Here is a 16,679-nt window from a genome sequence, read left to right as displayed (position 1 = left end):
CGGCGATCACGCCGCGGCCGCTTACGGGGAGAAGCACCAGATGCCGGGTCATCATCCGTCGCACCACGCCCGCACCACGCCCGAGGCGATCGCGCTGGTGGTCGCCGACACCGGCGAGACGCTGACCTACCGGGCGCTCGACGAGGGTTCGAACCGCGTCGCGCAGTTGCTGCGCTCGCTCGGCCTGAGGCCGGGCGACCGGATCGCGGTGATGCTGCGCAACTCGCCCGAGTTCGCGATGGTCTACTGGGGCGCGACGCGGTGCGGGTGCTTCGTGACGCTGCTCTCCACTCACCTCAAGCCGGCCGAGGCCGCCTACATTGCCTGTGACGCGGAGGTGAAGGTGCTGTTCCTCTCCGCCTCGATCGGCGAGACGCCGCGCGCATTGGCACAGGATCGCGAGAGCCTCGTCCCCGGCGTGACCCACGTCTTCCACGCGGGCGACGCGGCGGGCGAGGGCGCCATGGCTGGGGCCCGGTCGCTGTCCGAAGCGTTGGCGGAGCAGCCCGCCGAGCCGGTGCCGGACGAGATTTCCGGCTTCCACATGATCTACTCGAGCGGCACCACCGGCCGGCCCAAGGGCATCGTCCTGCCCTTCACGCCCGGCCTGATCGACGAGTTCAACGCGCTCGAGGGGGTGCTGCCGATGTACCGGCAGCTCGACCCGCTGATATCGCTCAACGTCGGCCCGCTCTACCACGGCGCCCCGCTGTCGGGCATGATCTGCGCGCACCGGCTCGGCGGTACCTTCGTCACCCAGCGCAAGTTCGACGCCGAGGGCGTGCTCGCCGCGATCGACCGCTACGCAGTGGGCATCGCCCAGTTCGTGCCGACCATGTTCGTGCGTTTCCTGGCGCTGCCGGACGAGGTCCGGGTGGCCTACGACATGTCCTCGCTGCGCATGGCGATCCACGCCGCCGCGCCGTGCCCGGTCGAGATCAAGCGGCGGATGATCGAGTGGTGGGGCCCGATCCTCTTCGAATACTACGGCAGCACCGAGGGCGTGGGCGCCACCGCGATCACGTCTGCGGAGTGGCTGGCGCATCCCGGCTCTGTCGGCCGCACCTCGCTCGGTCCCATCCACATCTGCGACGAGACGGGCCGCGAACTGCCGCCGGGCGAGGCGGGCGTGGTCTATTTCGAGGCTCCCGGAGGACGGCGCGTCAACTATCTCAACGATGCCGCCAAGACACGCGGGGCGACGCACCCCGATCATGACGACTGGTTCGCGGTGGGCGACATCGGCAAGCTCGACGAGGAGGGTTATCTCTACCTCACCGACCGCAAGGACTTCATGATCATCTCGGGCGGAGTGAACATCTACCCGCAGGCGATCGAGGACTGCCTGATCGTCCACCCGCAGGTGCTCGACGTGGCGGTGCTGGGCGTTTCCGACCCGGAGTACGGCGAAAAGGTCAAGGCGGTGGTCCAGCCCAAGGACTGGGCCGAGGCCGGACCCGCGCTGGAAGCGTCCCTACGCGACTGGTGCGCCGCGAGCATCTCCGCCGTCACCGCCCCGCGCGAGTACGAATTCGTCCCCGAACTGCCGCGCCTGCCTTCGGGCAAGCTGGCCAAGCACGAACTGCGCAAGCTGTACGGAAACAGCGTGGCGGTGGTCTGAGGGGCGGGCATCCGGAACGGATGACCGCCCCAAAACACCCCGTCGTCCCCATCCCGCGCACGAGGAAGAAGCGGGACCCCAGCCTACGCGGGGGCGACGAGGAAGGGTCGGTTTGGTGATCTCGCAGGGCCGACCGAAGTGTGCTGTATTGCGCTGCTAAAGAACGATCCCCCGCAAGAGAGGAAGTCGATGATGACGATGTCGAGGATGCCTGCCCTTCGCTGCCTGCTGGTTACCGGCGCCGCGCTGCTTTCGCTCAATCCGATGCTGGTGGCCGCCAAGGACGCCGCACCCGTCTCCGCCGCCGCGCCAGCCGCAGCCAAGCCCTACGTCCGCCCCGATGTCGAGGCCTACCTCAAGGCCTACTACGCCCGCCCGCAGCCCGCGTTCACGCGCGAGATGCTGATGCAGATCCACAAGCTGCCGCCCGCCGCGCTCGCCGCGATGTCGCAGCAGGACCTCCCCGTCGGCGCGATGGCGGTGACGAAGGACGTGACCATGCCCGGCCCCGCCGGCCCGATCGCCCTGCGCCTGTTCGACACCCGCGCGACGCGCGCGCCCGGCCCGGTCGTGGTGTTCTACCACGGCGGCGGCTACGTGCTCGGCAGCATCGACACGCACGCGGGGATAGCGGCAGAGATCGCGCGCCAGCTCGACCTGCCGGTGGTCTCGGTCGAATACCGCCTCGCGCCCGAAAACCCCTGGCCCGCCGCGCCCGACGACGGCGAGGCGGCGGCGCGCTGGATCGCGGCCAACGGCAAGGCGTTCGGGCGGGACTTCACCGGGCTCGTCCTGAGCGGCGACAGCGCGGGCGGCAACCTCACCCTCGTCACCGCGGCCGCGCTGCGCGACAGGCCGGCGGCCGTGCCCGTGGTGCTGCAGGTGCCGATGTACCCGGCGACCGACTTCTCCCGGACCTATCCGTCGAACACGCAGAATGCCGAGGGCTACATGCTCGACGCCAAGAGCATGGCGAGTTTCAGCCAGCACTACGCCGCCGATCCGAAGAGCCTGCGCACTTCTCCGATTCTGGGCGACCTGACGGGCCTGCCGCCGACGGTGCTCGTCACCGCCGAACTCGATCCGCTGCGCGACCAGGGGCGGGCCTATGCCGCCAGGCTGGTCGAAGCCGGGGTGCCGACCGCCTTTTACGAGGGCAAGGGGCTGATCCACGGCTTCGCCACGTTCCGCAAGGCGATCCCTTCGGCGCAGGGTGATACGGCAGCGTTCCTCCAACTCGCCCGGGCGATGCTTGACGAACAGGCGGCGGCAAAGAAATGACACGATCGTGTCAACATGACACGTCGTTGTCATGGACACCGAAGCATCTGAGTCGCGCCATCCGCTGGTGGGCCTCGTCGACGAGACCATCCGTCTGAACAGCCGCCTGCGCAGTGTGTTCGGCACCGCGCGGGCGGGATGCGCACTCAACGACAGCGAGCACATGGTGCTCAACGCCGTGGTCGAGGCGGAGCAGGCGCCGACGGTGGCGCAGATCGGCCGCTCGATGGGCCATGCCCGCCAGCTCGTGCAGCGCGCCGCCAATGCGCTGCGCGACGCCGGGCTGATCGAGAGCTTCGACAATCCCGACCACAAGCGCGCCGCGCTGCTGCGCCCGACGCCGGCGGGCGTGGCGCTCAAGCGCGCCATCGACGCGCGCGCGGACGAGATCGCCGTGCGGCTGGTTCCCGGGCTCGATCCCGAGGAAATCCGGGCGGCGGCGGCGGCGCTGCGGCTGCTCAGAAAACAGATAGAGGCGCGGCTCAGGCAGCCGGTGGGCGCCCGCTGAGGAGAGAACACATGGACGCCGATCTCGACACGCTCGCGCCGATAGGGCCGCTCACCGAGTGGCTGGACGCGCACGTTCCGCAGCTGGGAACAGGGCCGCTCAGGACTTCGCTGCTCTCGGGCGGCACGTCCAACGTCGTGCTCACGCTCGAGCGGGGTGAGAAGCCGATGGTCATGCGCCGCCCGCCCGCGGTGCCGCCGCCGGGCGCCGAGAAGGGCGTGCTGCGCGAGGCGCGCATCCTCACCGCGCTCAACCAGACCGACGTGCCGCGCCCGGTCTGCTACGGCTCGTGCGCCGACGAAAGCGTGGCCGGCGCGCCGTTCTACGTCATGGAGAAGGTCGAGGGCTGGGCGCCGAACCTGCGCGACGAGAAGATCCACAACGAGCCGCCGTTCGACACGATGCCCTACGAATACGGCATCCCCTTCGCCATCGTCGACGGGCTCATCAAGCTCGCCAACGTCGATCACGAGGCGATCGGGCTGGGTGACTACGGCAAGCCCGGCCCGTTCCTGCAGCGCCAGGTCGACCGCTGGGCCGGCCAGCTCGCCTCGTACAAGGCGCGCTACGGCTACGCGGGGCGCGAACTGCCGGGCTACGCCGCGACCGAGGAATGGCTGCGCGCCAACGTGCTGCCCCATGAGACGCGCGGCATCATCCACGGCGATGTCGGCACGCCCAACATGATGTTCCATCACGGCCCGCCCGCGCGCCTCGCGGCGATGATCGACTGGGAGCTTTCGACCATCGGCGATCCGATGATCGACATGGGCTGGTTCACCGGCGGCATGCGCGACGAGGACGAGCCGGACCGTGAGTTCCCCACTGCGCTCAACAACCCGGCCAACTTCCCCACACGGCAGGAACTGGGGCGCTATTACTGCGCCGGTACGGGCCGGGACATCCGCGACTTCGATTACTTCGGGGTCCTCGCCAAGTTCAAGTCGGGCTGCCTGCTCGAATACAAGGTCGCGCAGGCCGAGGCGGGGATTTTGAGCAAGGAGACGGGGCGGTTCTTCGCGAGGATCGTGGAACAGTGCTTCGTCGATACCGGCCGGATGGTGGAGAGGCTTTCATGATCGACTTTTCAATCGAACCCGAATTCCAGGCCAAGCTCGACTGGATGGAGCGCTTCGTGCGCGAGGAATGCGAGACGATGGACCTGCTGTTCCCCGAACAGGGCGCGCAGTTCGATCCCGGCTACAAGGCGGCGAAGCGCCACCTCAGGCCGCTGCAGGAACATGTGAAGGCGCAGGGGCTGTGGGCCTGCCACCTCGGCCCGCATCTGGGAGGGCCCGGCTACGGGCAGGTCAAGCTGGGGCTGATGAACGAGATCATCGGCCGCTCCACCTGGGCGCCCACCGTCTTCGGCACCGCCGCGCCCGACACCGGCAATGCGGAGATCCTCGCGCTGTTCGGAACGGCGGAGCAGAAGCAGAAGTACCTCGGCCCGCTGATGGCCGGCGAGATCGTCTCGTGCTTCTCGATGACCGAGCCGCAGGGCGGGTCCGACCCCGATGTGTTCACCTGCAAGGCGACGCGGGAGGGCGACGAATGGGTGATCGAGGGCGAGAAGTGGTTCTCCTCCAACGCCCGCTTCGCCAGCTTCCTGCTGGTCATCGCCGTCACCGATCCCGACGCCCCGCTGACCGAGCGGATGAGCATGTTCGTCGTCCCCGCCGAGACGCCGGGCCTCGAAATCCTGCGCAACGTCGCCATCGCCGGCGACTTCGATCCCGAGAACGGCCACCACGCCCACTTGCGCTACAACAAGGTACGGGTGCCGCTCGACCACATGCTGGGAGGTCCGGGCGAGGGCTTCAAGGTCGCGCAGGCGCGGCTTGGCGGCGGGCGTATCCATCACGCCATGCGCACGGTCGGCATGTGCAACCGCGCGCTCGACATGATGCTGGAGCGCGCGGTTTCGCGCCACACCAAGGGCAAGCAGCTCGGCGAGCATCAGCTGGTGCAGGCCAAGATCGCCGACTCGGTGATCGAGCTGGAGCAGTTCCGCCTGCTGGTGCTCAAGACCGCGTGGCTGATCGACGAGATCGAGGCGGGCCGGATGAAGCACGGCGCCGCGCGCAAGCACATCGGCATGTGCAAGGTCGCGATGGCGTCGGTCTACGCCAACGTCGTGGGCCGGGCGCTGGAGATCCACGGATCGCTGGGCATCTCGCTCGATATGCCGCTGGCCAAGTGGTACGGCGGCAACATGGCGCTCGCCTTCGCCGACGGACCGACCGACGCGCACCGCTCGCAGCTCGCCCGCGCGTACCTGAAGCGCGCGACGCCGGTGGATACCATGTTCCCCTCCGAGCATATTCCCACGCGCACCGCTGCCGCGCTGGCACGCTACCCGAACGCGCGCGACGCCTGATGGACCCGCTGTTCGACTTCACCGGCAAGGTGGCGCTGGTCACCGGCGGCTCGCGCGGGCTGGGTTACCAGATGGTCCGGGCCTTCGCCGAGCGCGGCGCGGATGTCATCGTCGCCAGCCGCAAGCTGGAGGCGTGCGAGGCGGTCTGCGAGGAGATGCGCGCCCTAGGCAGCAAGGCACAGGCCATCGCCGCCCACGTCGGCCGCTGGGACGAGTGCGACCGGCTCGTGGAGGAAGCCTACGCCGCCTTCGGGGCTGTGGATATCCTTGTGAACAACGCGGGGATGAGCCCGCGCATGCCCAGCCACGAGGTTACCGAGAAGCTGTTCGATTCCGTCCTGAACCTGAACTTCAAGGGCCCGTTCCGGCTCTCGTCGCTCATCGGCAAACGCATGTTCGACCGCGCCGAGGTCGGCGGGCCGGGCGGGTGTATCATCAACGTCACGTCCTCGGGCTCGATGATGCCGCTGCCTCAGGTGGTGACTTATGGGTCGTCCAAGGCGGCGCTCAATGCGATGAGTCGCTCGCTGGCGTGGGAATATGCACCGCATGTGCGCGTGAACACGCTCTCGCCCGGCGCCTTCCGCACCGACATCGTCGAGGCCTGGCCGGACAAGGGGCAGGGACCGATCGCCATCCCGCGCGGCCATGCCGCGAACCCGGAGGAGATCGTCACCGCCGCGCTGTTCCTGGCGAGTCCGGCCTCGGTGAATGTCACGGGCTCGATCGTCCGGTGCGACGGCGGCCAGCATTGAGGGCAATATGCGGTTCGCACACCCACCTCGCCCAAACACCCCGTCGTCCTCGCGAATGCGGGGACCCCGCTTTCTTGCGCCACGGCGAGGGGTGGAAAGATCAAGCGGGGCCCCCGCATTCGCGAGGGCGACGGGGTGTTTTGGTGCAGTTTCTGAGGACATGACATGACCCATGCCGTGATCGGCCACCAGTTCGGCCCGCCCGAGAGCTATGCGCTGAAACCCTTCGACCCCGGCGCGCCCGGCGAGGGGCAGGTGCGCGTCGCCATCCGGGCGGCGGGGGTGTCCTACGTCGATGTGCTGACCGCCATGGGCCAGTACCAGTTCAAGCCGCCGCTGCCGTTCATTCCGGGCAGCGAGGCGGCGGGCGTGGTCGAGGCGGTGGGGCCGGGCGTGACGCATCTCGCGACAGGCGACCGCGTGTTCTGCGGCGGGCTCGGCGGACTGTTCGCGCAGGCCAACTGCTTCCGCGCCGCCAACATGGCGAAGATCCCGGACGCGATGAACTTCGAATCCGCTGCGGTCTTCGCGGTCAACTACCAGACCGCGTATTACGCGCTTGCCGATCGCGGCCGCGCGCAGGCGGGCGAGACGCTGCTGGTGCTCGGCGCGGCGGGCGGCACGGGGTTCGCGGCGATCCAGGTCGGCAAGCATCTTGGCCTGCATGTCATCGCCTCGGCTTCGAGCGCGGAGAAGCAGGCCGCCGCTCTGGCGGGGGGCGCCGACGCGGTGGTCACCACGGGCGCGGACGACTGGCGCGAGCAGGTGGCGGCGGCGAACGGGGGGAGGCCGGTCGACATCGTCTTCGATCCGGTCGGCGGCGATGCGACCGAACTCGCCTTCCGCAACCTCGGCTACGACGGGCGCCATCTGGTGATCGGCTTCCCCGCCGGCATCGCGGCGCTGCGGACCAACCTGCCGCTGCTCAAGAGTGCCAGCCTCATCGGTGTCCAGATGCGCGACCATGCGATGAAGCGCCCGGTCGAGGCCGAGGCCATGCGCCGCAAGGTCATGGAACTGGCGGGCGAGGGGCTATTTTCCCCCGCGATCGCCGAGTGTTATCCGATTGCCGGCTATGCGGCGGCGATGAACGCGGCGTTCTCAGGCAAGGCGGCGGGCAGGGTGGTGCTCACCATGGAGTGAGCGTGGAAAACATGCGCGCGCCCTATGGACGAAGGGGTGGCCCGCTCGGTAGCGGCGCGCTCATGAGCATCATCGCAACGATCATGAATTCGGCCACCGGCCAGCCCATCCAGAAGATGACCTTCGGGCGCATGCCCAAGCCCTGGGCCAGCTTCAACCTCGCCACCGGCGAACTCGTCACCGCCGACCGCGTGAACGTGGGCAAGCCCGCGCCGGGCAAGTTCGTGGCGCCGGTGGAAGTCTGGGTCACGCCCAAGGCCTGATCTACCAGCGGCTCCACCTTTTCTCGTCATTCCCGCGAAGGCGGGAACCCATCTGACGAGGGCGTCCATGGCAAAGACATCAGATGGGTCCCCGCCTTCGCGGGGATGACGAAACAAGAAAGCTCCGCTGCTGCTCACGAAGGGCGGTCAGGACAATCCATTTTCCTACACACTCGCGGCCGCGATACGGTGGCGGGCATGTTTCGACCCGCTCAGCATCCCCCGTTTCCGCGCCTGCAAGGCGACACCCAAGGCGACACTTTCGCCGCGCAAGGCGTCATCTGTAACCCGCAAGGCGACACATTTTCCGCACAAGGCGACACTTTTCCGGCGCAAGGCGACACATTCCGGGCCCAAAGAGGCAGTTTCCCCTCTGGACCGTGTAAACCGTGTAAACCTGTGTCGCTTTGTGCAGCCTCAGCAGGCGGCCCGGAACTGCTGCGGGGTCATCCCGGTCCAGCGCTTGAACGCCCGGCCGAAACTGGTCTGCTCGCCGTACCCCAGCCGGTCGGCGATCTCGTCGAGCGAGAGCCGGCGGTCGGCGAGATGGGCGCGGGCGAGGGTCTCGCGCTGCTTCTCGACCAGTTCGGAGAACTTCGCCTGCTCCGCCGCCAGCCGCGATTGCAGCGTGCGCACCGACATGCCGGTCTTCTCGGCGCAGCGCTCGATCGAGCACGAACCCGTCGCGAGGGCGCCGCGGATGTAGCTGTCCACCTTGTCGATGATCGACTGGCTGTGCTCCGACTTCACCCGCTGCAGATAGGAGCCGAGCAGCCGGTAGAGCAGCCGGTTGGCGCTGGGTACCGGCTGCTCCAGCGCGCGGACCGGAAAGCCGATCGAGTTGCGGGTCGACTGGCCCATGACCCGGCAGCCGAGGGTCTTCTCGATCTCGGGCAGGTCGGTGGCGCGCGGGTCGGCCGACAGGCTCACCCAGCTGGGCTTGAAGGCCGGCCCGCCGATCGCCTGGAGCAGCTTCACGTTGAGCATCGCCGCCTGGTAGTTGGCCTGCTCGTTGACGCCGATGTCGGTGTTGACCAGCCAGGTCAGCTCGGCGGTCTCGCGCCCTTCGATCAGCACGACCTCGCAATCGGGCGCGTGGACCACCGGCAGGAAGTCGATCAGGCAGCGGATGCCGGCGCGCACGGTCGGCGCGGAGCGGCAGAGCGCGGTGACGCAGCCGAACACCTCCGGGTCCTGCGTGCTGGCCATGTGCAGGCCGAACAGCGGGTCGTCGAACAGGGCGCTGCAGTATTCGAGCGTGTCGGCCACCTGCTGCGGCGCGACGAGGCTTTCGGGGTCGATCAGCACCCGTGCCTCCATGCCGTGCCGCTCGACGATCCCGCGTGCGTCGCGGCCGTGGCTGCGGGCGAGCCCGGCGAGCCCGGCGAAATTCGCGGCGCGCACCTGGCCGCCGCCCGGCGTTACGTCGAGCGGTCCGTCCAGGCTGAAGAAGCTGTTCTGGCCCATGGCATGTCCTCTCGCAGCGGGCCTGCTCTGGTTGGCGTGCCTCGATCTGTCGGCGCGCAGTATCGAGAACCCCGCGTGAATTGCCAATACCCCCCGCATTGCCTGTGGCAGCACCCGGGAAAGCACGGCGCAGCCACTCCGGTGGCGGGGCTGAAAACAGCGGGAGAGAGCACCATGAAAACCATCGCCGACCACAAGAAGGTGGCCGAGGACCACGTCCGCTACGAAAAGGACAAGGCGACCAAGATCGCCACCATCACCTTCAGCCGCCTCGACAAGCACAACACCGCAACCATCGGCATGCGCGCGCGCTTCGGCGAACTGGTGTTCAAGGCCAACATCGACGACGACGTGAAGGTCCTGGTGATCCGCGGCGAGGGCGATAACCTCGGCAGCGGCGGCGACCTCGACGAGCATGGCGACCTCTACCTCAACCCGCAACCGGGCGACGGTTTCCTCACCGACCTCGAGATCGAGGACCCGGACGTGAAGTACCCGCCGCCGGGCTCGTTCCGCTACCTGCACGGGCTGACCGACTATTACGCCAAGGCGCGCTCCGGGAACCGGCCGCTCCAGGAATTCAAGAAGATCTCGATCATCGAGGCCAAGGGCTACTGCTACGGCTGGCACTTCTACCAGTGCGCCGACGCCGACATCATCGTCTCGTCGGACGACGCCCTGTTCGGCCACCCCTCGTTCCGCTACGCCGGATGGGGCCCGCGCATGTGGCAATGGCTGGAGATGGTCGGCCTGCGCCGCTTCTCCGAGATGCTGTTCACCGGCCGTCCCTTCACGGCAGACGAGATGAAGGACTGCAACTTCGTCAACTCGGTGGTGCCGCGCGACAAGCTGGAAGCCGAGACCGCCAAGTATGCCCACGCCTGTTCGATCACGCGGCCGACCGACGTGGTGGTCGCGCAGAAGACCTTCATCGAGGCCTACAAGCAGTACCGCGGCGAATACATGGGTAGCCTGCTCACCGGCTGGCTCGAAGGAATGCTGCCGCTGATGAAGGACGACGGCGCGAACGACGTCAACCTAGGCAAGGGCGACACCTTCCAGCAAGGGATCGGCAAGGTCGTGAAGAACCACGACCTCAACTATCCCCCTGAATGGCGTCTCTCGAAAAAGGGCCGCGAAGGGTAACTCTGGGAATAGCGGGGCGGGGGTTCCACGAATGCTCATCGACAATGCGCGCAATGAAGATCGATTTGCATGCAAGGTAGAGCCCGCGCCGCGTCTCGTGATACCAAGGACATCGACCCGACCGGAAAGAATCGGCGGCAGTCACGGGTGGGATCGAGAGAGCGCCGGAATGCGCCTGTCTTCCCGCCATTGGGAGAGAGCCATGGCAGAGACTTTGTTCTCGTTCGACAAGCGCAATTACCGCGAATGCCAGCACATGTTCCGCGGCACCCGCGACCAGGAATACTATCGCGGCGACTTCTGGATCGAGGATGGCTCGACCATCGACGTGCGTTCGGAACGCAAGGCGGTGGGTCCCGTCTCGATCATCCGGCAGCGCTCGGCGGCCAACCTGTTCTTCCGCCGCTCGCGCCAGCACATCCGCGAGGACGCGACGGACCTGTCGATCCTGTGGTTCGTCAAGCGCGGTGAACTTGCGTTCTCGAACCAGTGCGGCAACAAGGTCGCGCGGCCGGGAGACTTCATCATCACCCGTTCGATGTCGCCGTTCTTCATGGAATGCCGCACGGACGGGGAGGGTGTGCACGAGGTGCTCCACGTCACCGTGCCCACGCACATCCTGCGCGCCCATGTCCGGCAGGACTTCAGCACCGGCCTGTTCATGGCGATGCAACGTCCCGAGATGGCGATCGCCGAAACCATGCTGACCGACGTCTTCCACGATGACTGCGGCCTTGGCGAGGAATCGGCTCGGTTGCTGGTGGAGACCGCCTTGGGCCTCATAGGCAATGCAGTGCATGCGGGCGAGGACGTCCAGCCGGTCCGCCAGTCGATCGCCGACCGGCGGCTCGAGGAAGTGCTGCGCTTCATCGAGGTTCACCTGTCGGACCCGCAACTGTCGACGGCGATGGTTGCCAAGGGGTGCGGCATCAGCCCTCGCTATCTTTCGTTCCTGCTGCGGCTGCGCGAGACTTCTTTCTCCGAACTGGTGTGGGAGCAGCGGCTGGCGAAGGCCAAGGCATGGCTCTCCAGCTCCGATCCGCGCGACATCTCGATCAGCGAGATCGCCTACGGGGTCGGTTTCAAGAGCCCGGCGCACTTCAGCCGCATGTTCAAGCGCGTGTTCGGCGCCAACCCGCGCGAATATCGCGGTGAATGCGGCGCGGAGCCGGTCGGCGGCGAGATCGTCGCAGGCGCGCTGATCCCGGCGGCGGAGCCTTTCCCCGAATACCCGGTGGCCAGCAAACTGCTCCAGTAAGCGCGGGGAGGCGATGCTTGTGCGGCCGGGATAGCGCCCACTTGCATCGCTCCCGTGGCTGGCGAATGTTCTCCGGAAATGGAATCAGGAGAGATGCCCATGAAGATGAAGCTCGTCGCGCTCACCCGCCCGCAGCCCGGCCGCGAGGCCGAATATCACGAGTGGTACAACAACACGCACCTGCCCGAACTGGTGAACAAGTTCGGCATGGCGGGTGCCCAGCGCTACAAGCTAGCCGCCAAGCTGATGGGCAGCGACGAGAACGAATTCCTCGCGATCTACGACATCGAGGCGGACGATCCGATGGCGTTCCTCGGCGCCATGGGCGCGGCGGCGCAGGGCGGCGAACTGACCCAGAGCGACGCGCAGGACTTCGGCACCTGCTACACCGCGCTGTTCACCGAACACGGCGAGCGCGTGGTTCCCGGCTGAGACGACATGCGCCGGTCCCGTGCGGGCCGGCGCGCTCAGCCGGCGATGGCCGCGTTGAGAGCGGCACGTCCGGCAGCGAGGATATCTTCGCCCGCCGGCACGGCGATGTCGGGCATGAAGGCATCGCGCGGATGGCCGTGGATGTCGTAGACCGGCTCCCCCGAATACTGCGCACGGATGCCGGTGCGGTCGAGCGTAATCGGGAACACCGCCGCGCCCAGGCCCATCATCCGGGTACCGACGATCCTGGCCCTGCCGATGGCGCGCATGCCCATCGGGAAGCCCTCGGCCATGCTGGCGCTCCAGTGGCTGGTGAGCACGACGACGGGCTTGTCATAAGTGAAGGGCCCGCGCGGCTCGACCCATTCTGTCCACGGAACGCTCAGCCCGGCGCCCTCTCGCCGCCGCATCCTCGCATAGGGCATGGCCTTGTTGATGAACCGCCCCATCATCGGCCGCGCCACGGCCGTGTTGCCGCCGCCGTTGCTGCGCATGTCGAGGATGAGGCCGGGCGCGCCGCGCAAATCCTCGAGGGCGGCGTCGAAGGCCGCGACCATGTCGGCATCGGCGAAGCTGCGGATGATGATGTGTCCAAGGCCATCGGGCAGCCGGGCGTGCTCCAGATCCGGTCGGGGCGGCGATGCGCGCAGCGGCAGGACGACCTCGCGCGTCGTTCCGCCTGCATCCCTTATGGTCAGCGATCGCGGCCTGCCGCGCCGTCCGGCGAGCGCGACGTTGATGGCATAGGCCTCCGCCGCCGGGTCGGGGCGGGCGAGGCAGCGGGGCATAAGGTCCTTCACGCAATCTTCGACAGGGCGGCCCTCGATGGCGATGATCCGCAGCCCGGGCCCGATGCCTGCGCGCTCGGCGGCGGAATCGTCCGCCACAGCCGCCACGCGCACGTCATTCAGGGAGCCTTCGCCGAGCATGTCGTAAAGCGGCCAGCGCGGAGTGCCGTCCGGTGGATCGTTGAGGTGCGTGTGCGCATCGTAGAGTTCGGCCAGCACCAGCCGGACCACTTCACCGAACGCTGCCTCGTCCGGCGCGGCGAGCGCCATCGGACGGTATAGCGCGCGCACCTTGTTCCAGTCGGTGCGCTTGTCTGCGAAGTAGCAGTAGTGCTCACCCAACGTGTGCCACAGTTCGTCGAAATCCTGCGCGAACGTGATGTCGCGTACCACTTCGGCGGCGCGCCCGATCGCTGGCATGGCGCAAAGCCCCGCCGCGCCAGCCGCGCCGATCAAAGAGCGCCGGGTCCAGAACTGCGACATGCCCTCGTCTCCCGTTTGGGCTGGGCGGCCCTCAGCGCCCGATGAAGTTCGGCTTCCTCTTTTCCTTCAAAGCCTGGATGCCTTCAAGATGGTCCGCGCTGCGCACGCTGACGCTTTCGTAGGCGATGCCTGCGTCCATCAATGCCGTCGCGACCCGCTTGAGTTCGAGGTTGGTGAGGATCTTGGTCGCGCGGATGGCCACCGTTGCGCCGGCCAGCAGCTTCGCGCAGAACTCATCGACCCGCGTGTCGAGTTCGTCCAGCGGCACGCAGTGGTTGACCAGGCCAATCTCGGCAGCCCTCGCAGCCGTCAGTAGGTCTCCGGTGAGGAGGTATTCCTTCGCCCGCGTCAGCCCGATGCGCTGCGCCCAGATCACCGCCCCGCCGTCTCCCGCGACGAGCCCAAGGCCGACGTGCGGATCGCCGATCCTGGCGCCCTCGGCGGCGAAGATCACGTCGCACAGCAGCGCCAGCGTCGCGCCAAGGCCGACCGCGTGCCCGTTCATGCGGCAGATCACCGGCTTGTCGATGTCGAGCAGGGTTGAGACGATGCGCTTGGCCACGCGGGTTTCGTGGTCGAAGAGGTGCGGGTGCCTCGCATTGTGCTCGATGTGGTCGAGGTCCCCGCCGGCCGAAAAGGCGCGGCCTGCACCGGTGAGCACTATGACATCCGACCCGGTATCGACCTGCGCAAACCACATCGCCTCGGCCAGATCGTCGTGAAGCTGCAGGTTTACGGCGTTCAACGCATCCGGGCGGTTTAGGGTGATACGCAGGAGCCGGCCTTCGCGGGCCATCTCGATGGTGGCGAGGCCGGGCAGGGCGGGGGTGGTGTCGGTCATTGCAGTGGGATTCCTCTCTCTGGCGCAAGTCATAGCACCCGTGCCGCCGGGGCCACGCGAAAACGCGAGGAAGGGGCAACCCTTCGCTCCGGCGAAACCTGCGTCGGACATCCTGCACGGCGTTGCCAAAGGCTGCGAAGTCCGATCTACCGGGCTGAACGCATGCGCAGCAGCGCAGCATGGCGGTTGAGAGGAGCAGGCACGATGACGCAGTTCGACGAGGTTTTCGACTGGGTGGTCGTGGGCAGCGGTGCAGGGTCGATGTCCTCGGCGCTGCTGATGAAGCAGGCGGGCAAGTCGGTCGTCATCCTCGAGAAGGCGCAGTGGGTGGGCGGCACCACCTGCAAGTCGGGCGGCGTCATGTGGATTCCCGCCAACCGCTTCATGGACCCAGGCGAAGATAGCCTCGACAAGGCTTGCCAGTACCTCGACGCCGTGGTGCCGGACGGGCCCGATTCCCCCGGCACCAGCCCGGCGCGGCGTCGCACTTACGCAGTCGAGGCGCCCAAGATGCTGGACTTCATCGTCGGCCAGGGCGTCAGCATGGAGCGGGGCTCCGCCTTCTGGCCGGACTATTACGACGAGCTTCCCGGCGGCGTAAAGACCAGCCGCACCGTCACCGCCCTGCCGTTCGACAAGAAGGAACTCGGCAAGGAATGGGCGCCCAGGTTGCGACAGGGCTTTCTCGAAGTGCCCGTCCGGCTCGACGACGGCATGAAGCTGCCGTTCATGAAGCATTCCTGGGCGATCAAGCGGATGTTCTTCAGGATCGCGCTCAAGGTCGTCGCGGGCAAGCTGACCGGCAAGCACTGGGTGACGGCCGGCGCGGCGTTGCAGGGGCGGATGCTCAAGGCGGTGCTGGAGAAGCAGGCCGCCGACATCCGGATCAATTCGCCGGTCAACGAGGTCATCATGGACGGCGACCGCGCGGTCGGGGTCGTCACCGTGAAGGACGGCAAGCCGTGGCGCGTCGGTGCCAACCTCGGCATCCTGATGAACGCGGGCGGCTTTGCCATGAACCAGGCCATGCGCGACGAGTACATGCCGGGGACCCAGTCCAAGTGGTCGAACGGAATAGAGACCGACACCGGCGACATGCATGTCGAATTGGCCGCCAAGGGTGCGAAGCTCGGCCAGATGGACCAGATGGTCGGCTTCCAGATGAGCGAGGCGCCCGGCTGGGATACCGACTACGTCAAGCCGGGCACGCAGAGCACCACCGGCAAGCCCCACGCCATTCAGGTCGACCAGACCGGCGTGCGCTACATGAACGAAGGCGGCTCCTACGAGGAGTTCTGCGAGAACATGCTGGTGCGTAACCGCACCGTCCCCGCCATCCCCAGCTGGGCCATCATGGACCAGCAGTACATGGACGAATACGCGGTCGCCGGCAAAGGCACCGCGAGGAAGAACATGGACAAGTGGCTGGCGTCGGGCTGGATGCGCCGGGCGGATACGGTCGAGGCGCTGTCCACCTCAATCGAGGTCCCGACCGACGCGCTCAAGCGCACCGTGGATCGCTGGAACGGCTTCGTGCGCGGTGGCCGCGACGAGGACTTCAATCGGGGCGAGCGCGCCTACGACAACTGGCTGGGCGACCCGTTCTTCAAGGATGGCCCCAACAAGTGCATGGGGACGATCGAGAAAGGTCCGTTCTATGCCATTCCGATCGTACCGGGCGATGTCGGTACTTACGGCGGTGTCGTGTGTGATTGCGACTCGCGGGTCCTGCGCGAGGACGGCAGCGCCATTGCGGGGCTGTATGCCTGCGGCGTCACCACCGCCTCGCCGATGGGCCGGGTCTATCCCGGCGCTGGAGCAAGCGTGGGGCCGTCGATGACCTTCGGCTGGATCGCCGCCAAGCACGCGGCTGGGCTCGGCAACCAGCTTGCCTGATGCTGCGTCACTGGCGGCCGCGGGGTGGGTTGCGACGCAGGCCAGCGCCTTTTCCGCCGCGATCGGCCCTACGTGGATGCGCGGGGAACCCGGGGCACGGGAAGTCGCGTTGCTGACCGGCGAAATGGCCGCCAACGACCACGGGAAGGTGGTCCACGGCGGCGCGCTGATGACTTTCGCCGACATCGCGCTGGGTATCGTGGCCGTCGATGCGGTGGGTGAGCCGCGCTGCGCGACGGCGCAGCTCAACTACCATTTCGTGCGAGGTGTGGCGGTGGGAGCTCTGGTAACGTGCCGGCCGCAACTGGTGCGCCGCACCCGCCGCCTCGTCTTTGCGCGGGGGCTGTTCGAGGTCGACGGAGAGCCCGTCGGCACGGCGGACGGTATATTCAACGTCTTCGATGCGTGATCCGGCGG

At 67.5% G+C, this 16,679-nt stretch carries 16 protein-coding genes; 13 read left to right on the top strand and 3 right to left on the bottom strand.

Annotated features, from left to right (window positions below; genetic code table 11):
- Positions 1–40 precede the first annotated feature (40 nt).
- The 8 genes from AC07M9_RS08580 to AC07M9_RS08545 all read left to right on the top strand — a co-directional run bounded on the left by AC07M9_RS08580 (position 41) and on the right by AC07M9_RS08545 (position 7,951).
- Positions 41–1,621 carry an AMP-binding protein gene (locus AC07M9_RS08580; protein WP_494882978.1) on the top strand — a complete coding sequence of 527 codons (1,581 nt, stop codon included), beginning with the start codon at positions 41–43 and terminating at the stop codon, positions 1,619–1,621.
- A gap of 189 nt (positions 1,622–1,810) precedes the next feature.
- Positions 1,811–2,902, top strand: coding sequence for an alpha/beta hydrolase (locus tag AC07M9_RS08575; RefSeq protein WP_494882977.1), 1,092 nt, complete (start codon positions 1,811–1,813; stop codon positions 2,900–2,902).
- Between the two features lie 31 nt (positions 2,903–2,933).
- Positions 2,934–3,410, top strand: a complete 477-nt coding sequence (locus AC07M9_RS08570) for a MarR family winged helix-turn-helix transcriptional regulator (RefSeq protein WP_494882976.1) — start codon at positions 2,934–2,936, stop codon at positions 3,408–3,410.
- Between the two features lie 11 nt (positions 3,411–3,421).
- Entirely contained in the window at positions 3,422–4,489 is a 1,068-nt protein-coding gene (locus tag AC07M9_RS08565; RefSeq protein WP_494882974.1) for a phosphotransferase family protein, read from the top strand.
- Entirely contained in the window at positions 4,486–5,790 is a 1,305-nt protein-coding gene (locus AC07M9_RS08560; RefSeq protein WP_494882972.1) for an acyl-CoA dehydrogenase family protein, read from the top strand. The genes AC07M9_RS08565 and AC07M9_RS08560 overlap by 4 nt, the downstream gene beginning before the upstream one ends.
- Entirely contained in the window at positions 5,790–6,545 is a 756-nt protein-coding gene (locus AC07M9_RS08555) for an SDR family NAD(P)-dependent oxidoreductase (protein WP_494882970.1), read from the top strand. Before AC07M9_RS08560 ends, AC07M9_RS08555 begins: the two co-directional genes overlap by 1 nt.
- 165 nt (positions 6,546–6,710) lie before the next feature.
- Complete coding sequence (locus AC07M9_RS08550; protein ID WP_494882968.1) at positions 6,711–7,688, top strand: NADPH:quinone oxidoreductase family protein; 978 nt, start codon at positions 6,711–6,713, stop codon at positions 7,686–7,688.
- Between the two features lie 62 nt (positions 7,689–7,750).
- Complete coding sequence (locus tag AC07M9_RS08545) at positions 7,751–7,951, top strand: hypothetical protein (RefSeq protein WP_036501610.1); 201 nt, start codon at positions 7,751–7,753, stop codon at positions 7,949–7,951.
- Positions 7,952–8,368: 417 nt separating this feature from the next.
- On the opposite strand, the gene AC07M9_RS08540 is transcribed toward AC07M9_RS08545, so the two are convergent.
- Positions 8,369–9,418 (bottom strand): AraC family transcriptional regulator, encoded by a 1,050-nt coding sequence (locus tag AC07M9_RS08540; RefSeq protein WP_494882966.1) that lies wholly within the window; start codon positions 9,416–9,418, stop codon positions 8,369–8,371.
- A 174-nt stretch (positions 9,419–9,592) separates the two neighbouring features.
- Here AC07M9_RS08540 and AC07M9_RS08535 point away from each other — a divergent pair, with 174 nt between their 5' ends.
- The 3 genes from AC07M9_RS08535 (at position 9,593) to AC07M9_RS08525 (ending at position 12,254) form a co-directional block, all read left to right on the top strand.
- Entirely contained in the window at positions 9,593–10,564 is a 972-nt protein-coding gene (locus AC07M9_RS08535; RefSeq protein ID WP_494882964.1) for an enoyl-CoA hydratase/isomerase family protein, read from the top strand.
- Between the two features lie 202 nt (positions 10,565–10,766).
- Entirely contained in the window at positions 10,767–11,822 is a 1,056-nt protein-coding gene (locus AC07M9_RS08530) for a helix-turn-helix domain-containing protein (protein ID WP_494882962.1), read from the top strand.
- A gap of 99 nt (positions 11,823–11,921) precedes the next feature.
- A complete protein-coding gene (locus AC07M9_RS08525) occupies positions 11,922–12,254 on the top strand; it encodes a hypothetical protein (protein WP_494882960.1) in 333 nt (110 codons plus the stop codon).
- Between the two features lie 35 nt (positions 12,255–12,289).
- On the opposite strand, the gene AC07M9_RS08520 is transcribed toward AC07M9_RS08525, so the two are convergent.
- Both AC07M9_RS08520 and AC07M9_RS08515 read right to left on the bottom strand, forming a co-directional pair.
- The gene (locus AC07M9_RS08520) at positions 12,290–13,525 is read right to left on the bottom strand and encodes a S41 family peptidase (protein ID WP_494882958.1); all 1,236 of its coding nucleotides are present in this window, start codon (positions 13,523–13,525) and stop codon (positions 12,290–12,292) included.
- Positions 13,526–13,556: 31 nt separating this feature from the next.
- A complete protein-coding gene (locus AC07M9_RS08515) occupies positions 13,557–14,366 on the bottom strand; it encodes an enoyl-CoA hydratase/isomerase family protein (protein WP_494882957.1) in 810 nt (269 codons plus the stop codon).
- 204 nt (positions 14,367–14,570) lie between these two features.
- Between AC07M9_RS08515 and AC07M9_RS08510 the strand changes: the two genes are divergently transcribed.
- Both AC07M9_RS08510 and AC07M9_RS08505 read left to right on the top strand, forming a co-directional pair.
- Positions 14,571–16,262, top strand: a complete 1,692-nt coding sequence (locus tag AC07M9_RS08510; protein ID WP_494882956.1) for an FAD-binding protein — start codon at positions 14,571–14,573, stop codon at positions 16,260–16,262.
- Positions 16,263–16,371: 109 nt separating this feature from the next.
- A complete protein-coding gene (locus AC07M9_RS08505; protein WP_494882955.1) occupies positions 16,372–16,671 on the top strand; it encodes a PaaI family thioesterase in 300 nt (99 codons plus the stop codon).
- Positions 16,672–16,679: the final 8 nt, after the last annotated feature.

It is taken from the genome of Novosphingobium sp. GW821-FHT09E05, from assembly GCF_059416165.1.
The sequence above is the reverse complement of the archived record's forward strand: the minus strand, read 5'-3'. Positions and strand labels throughout refer to the sequence as shown.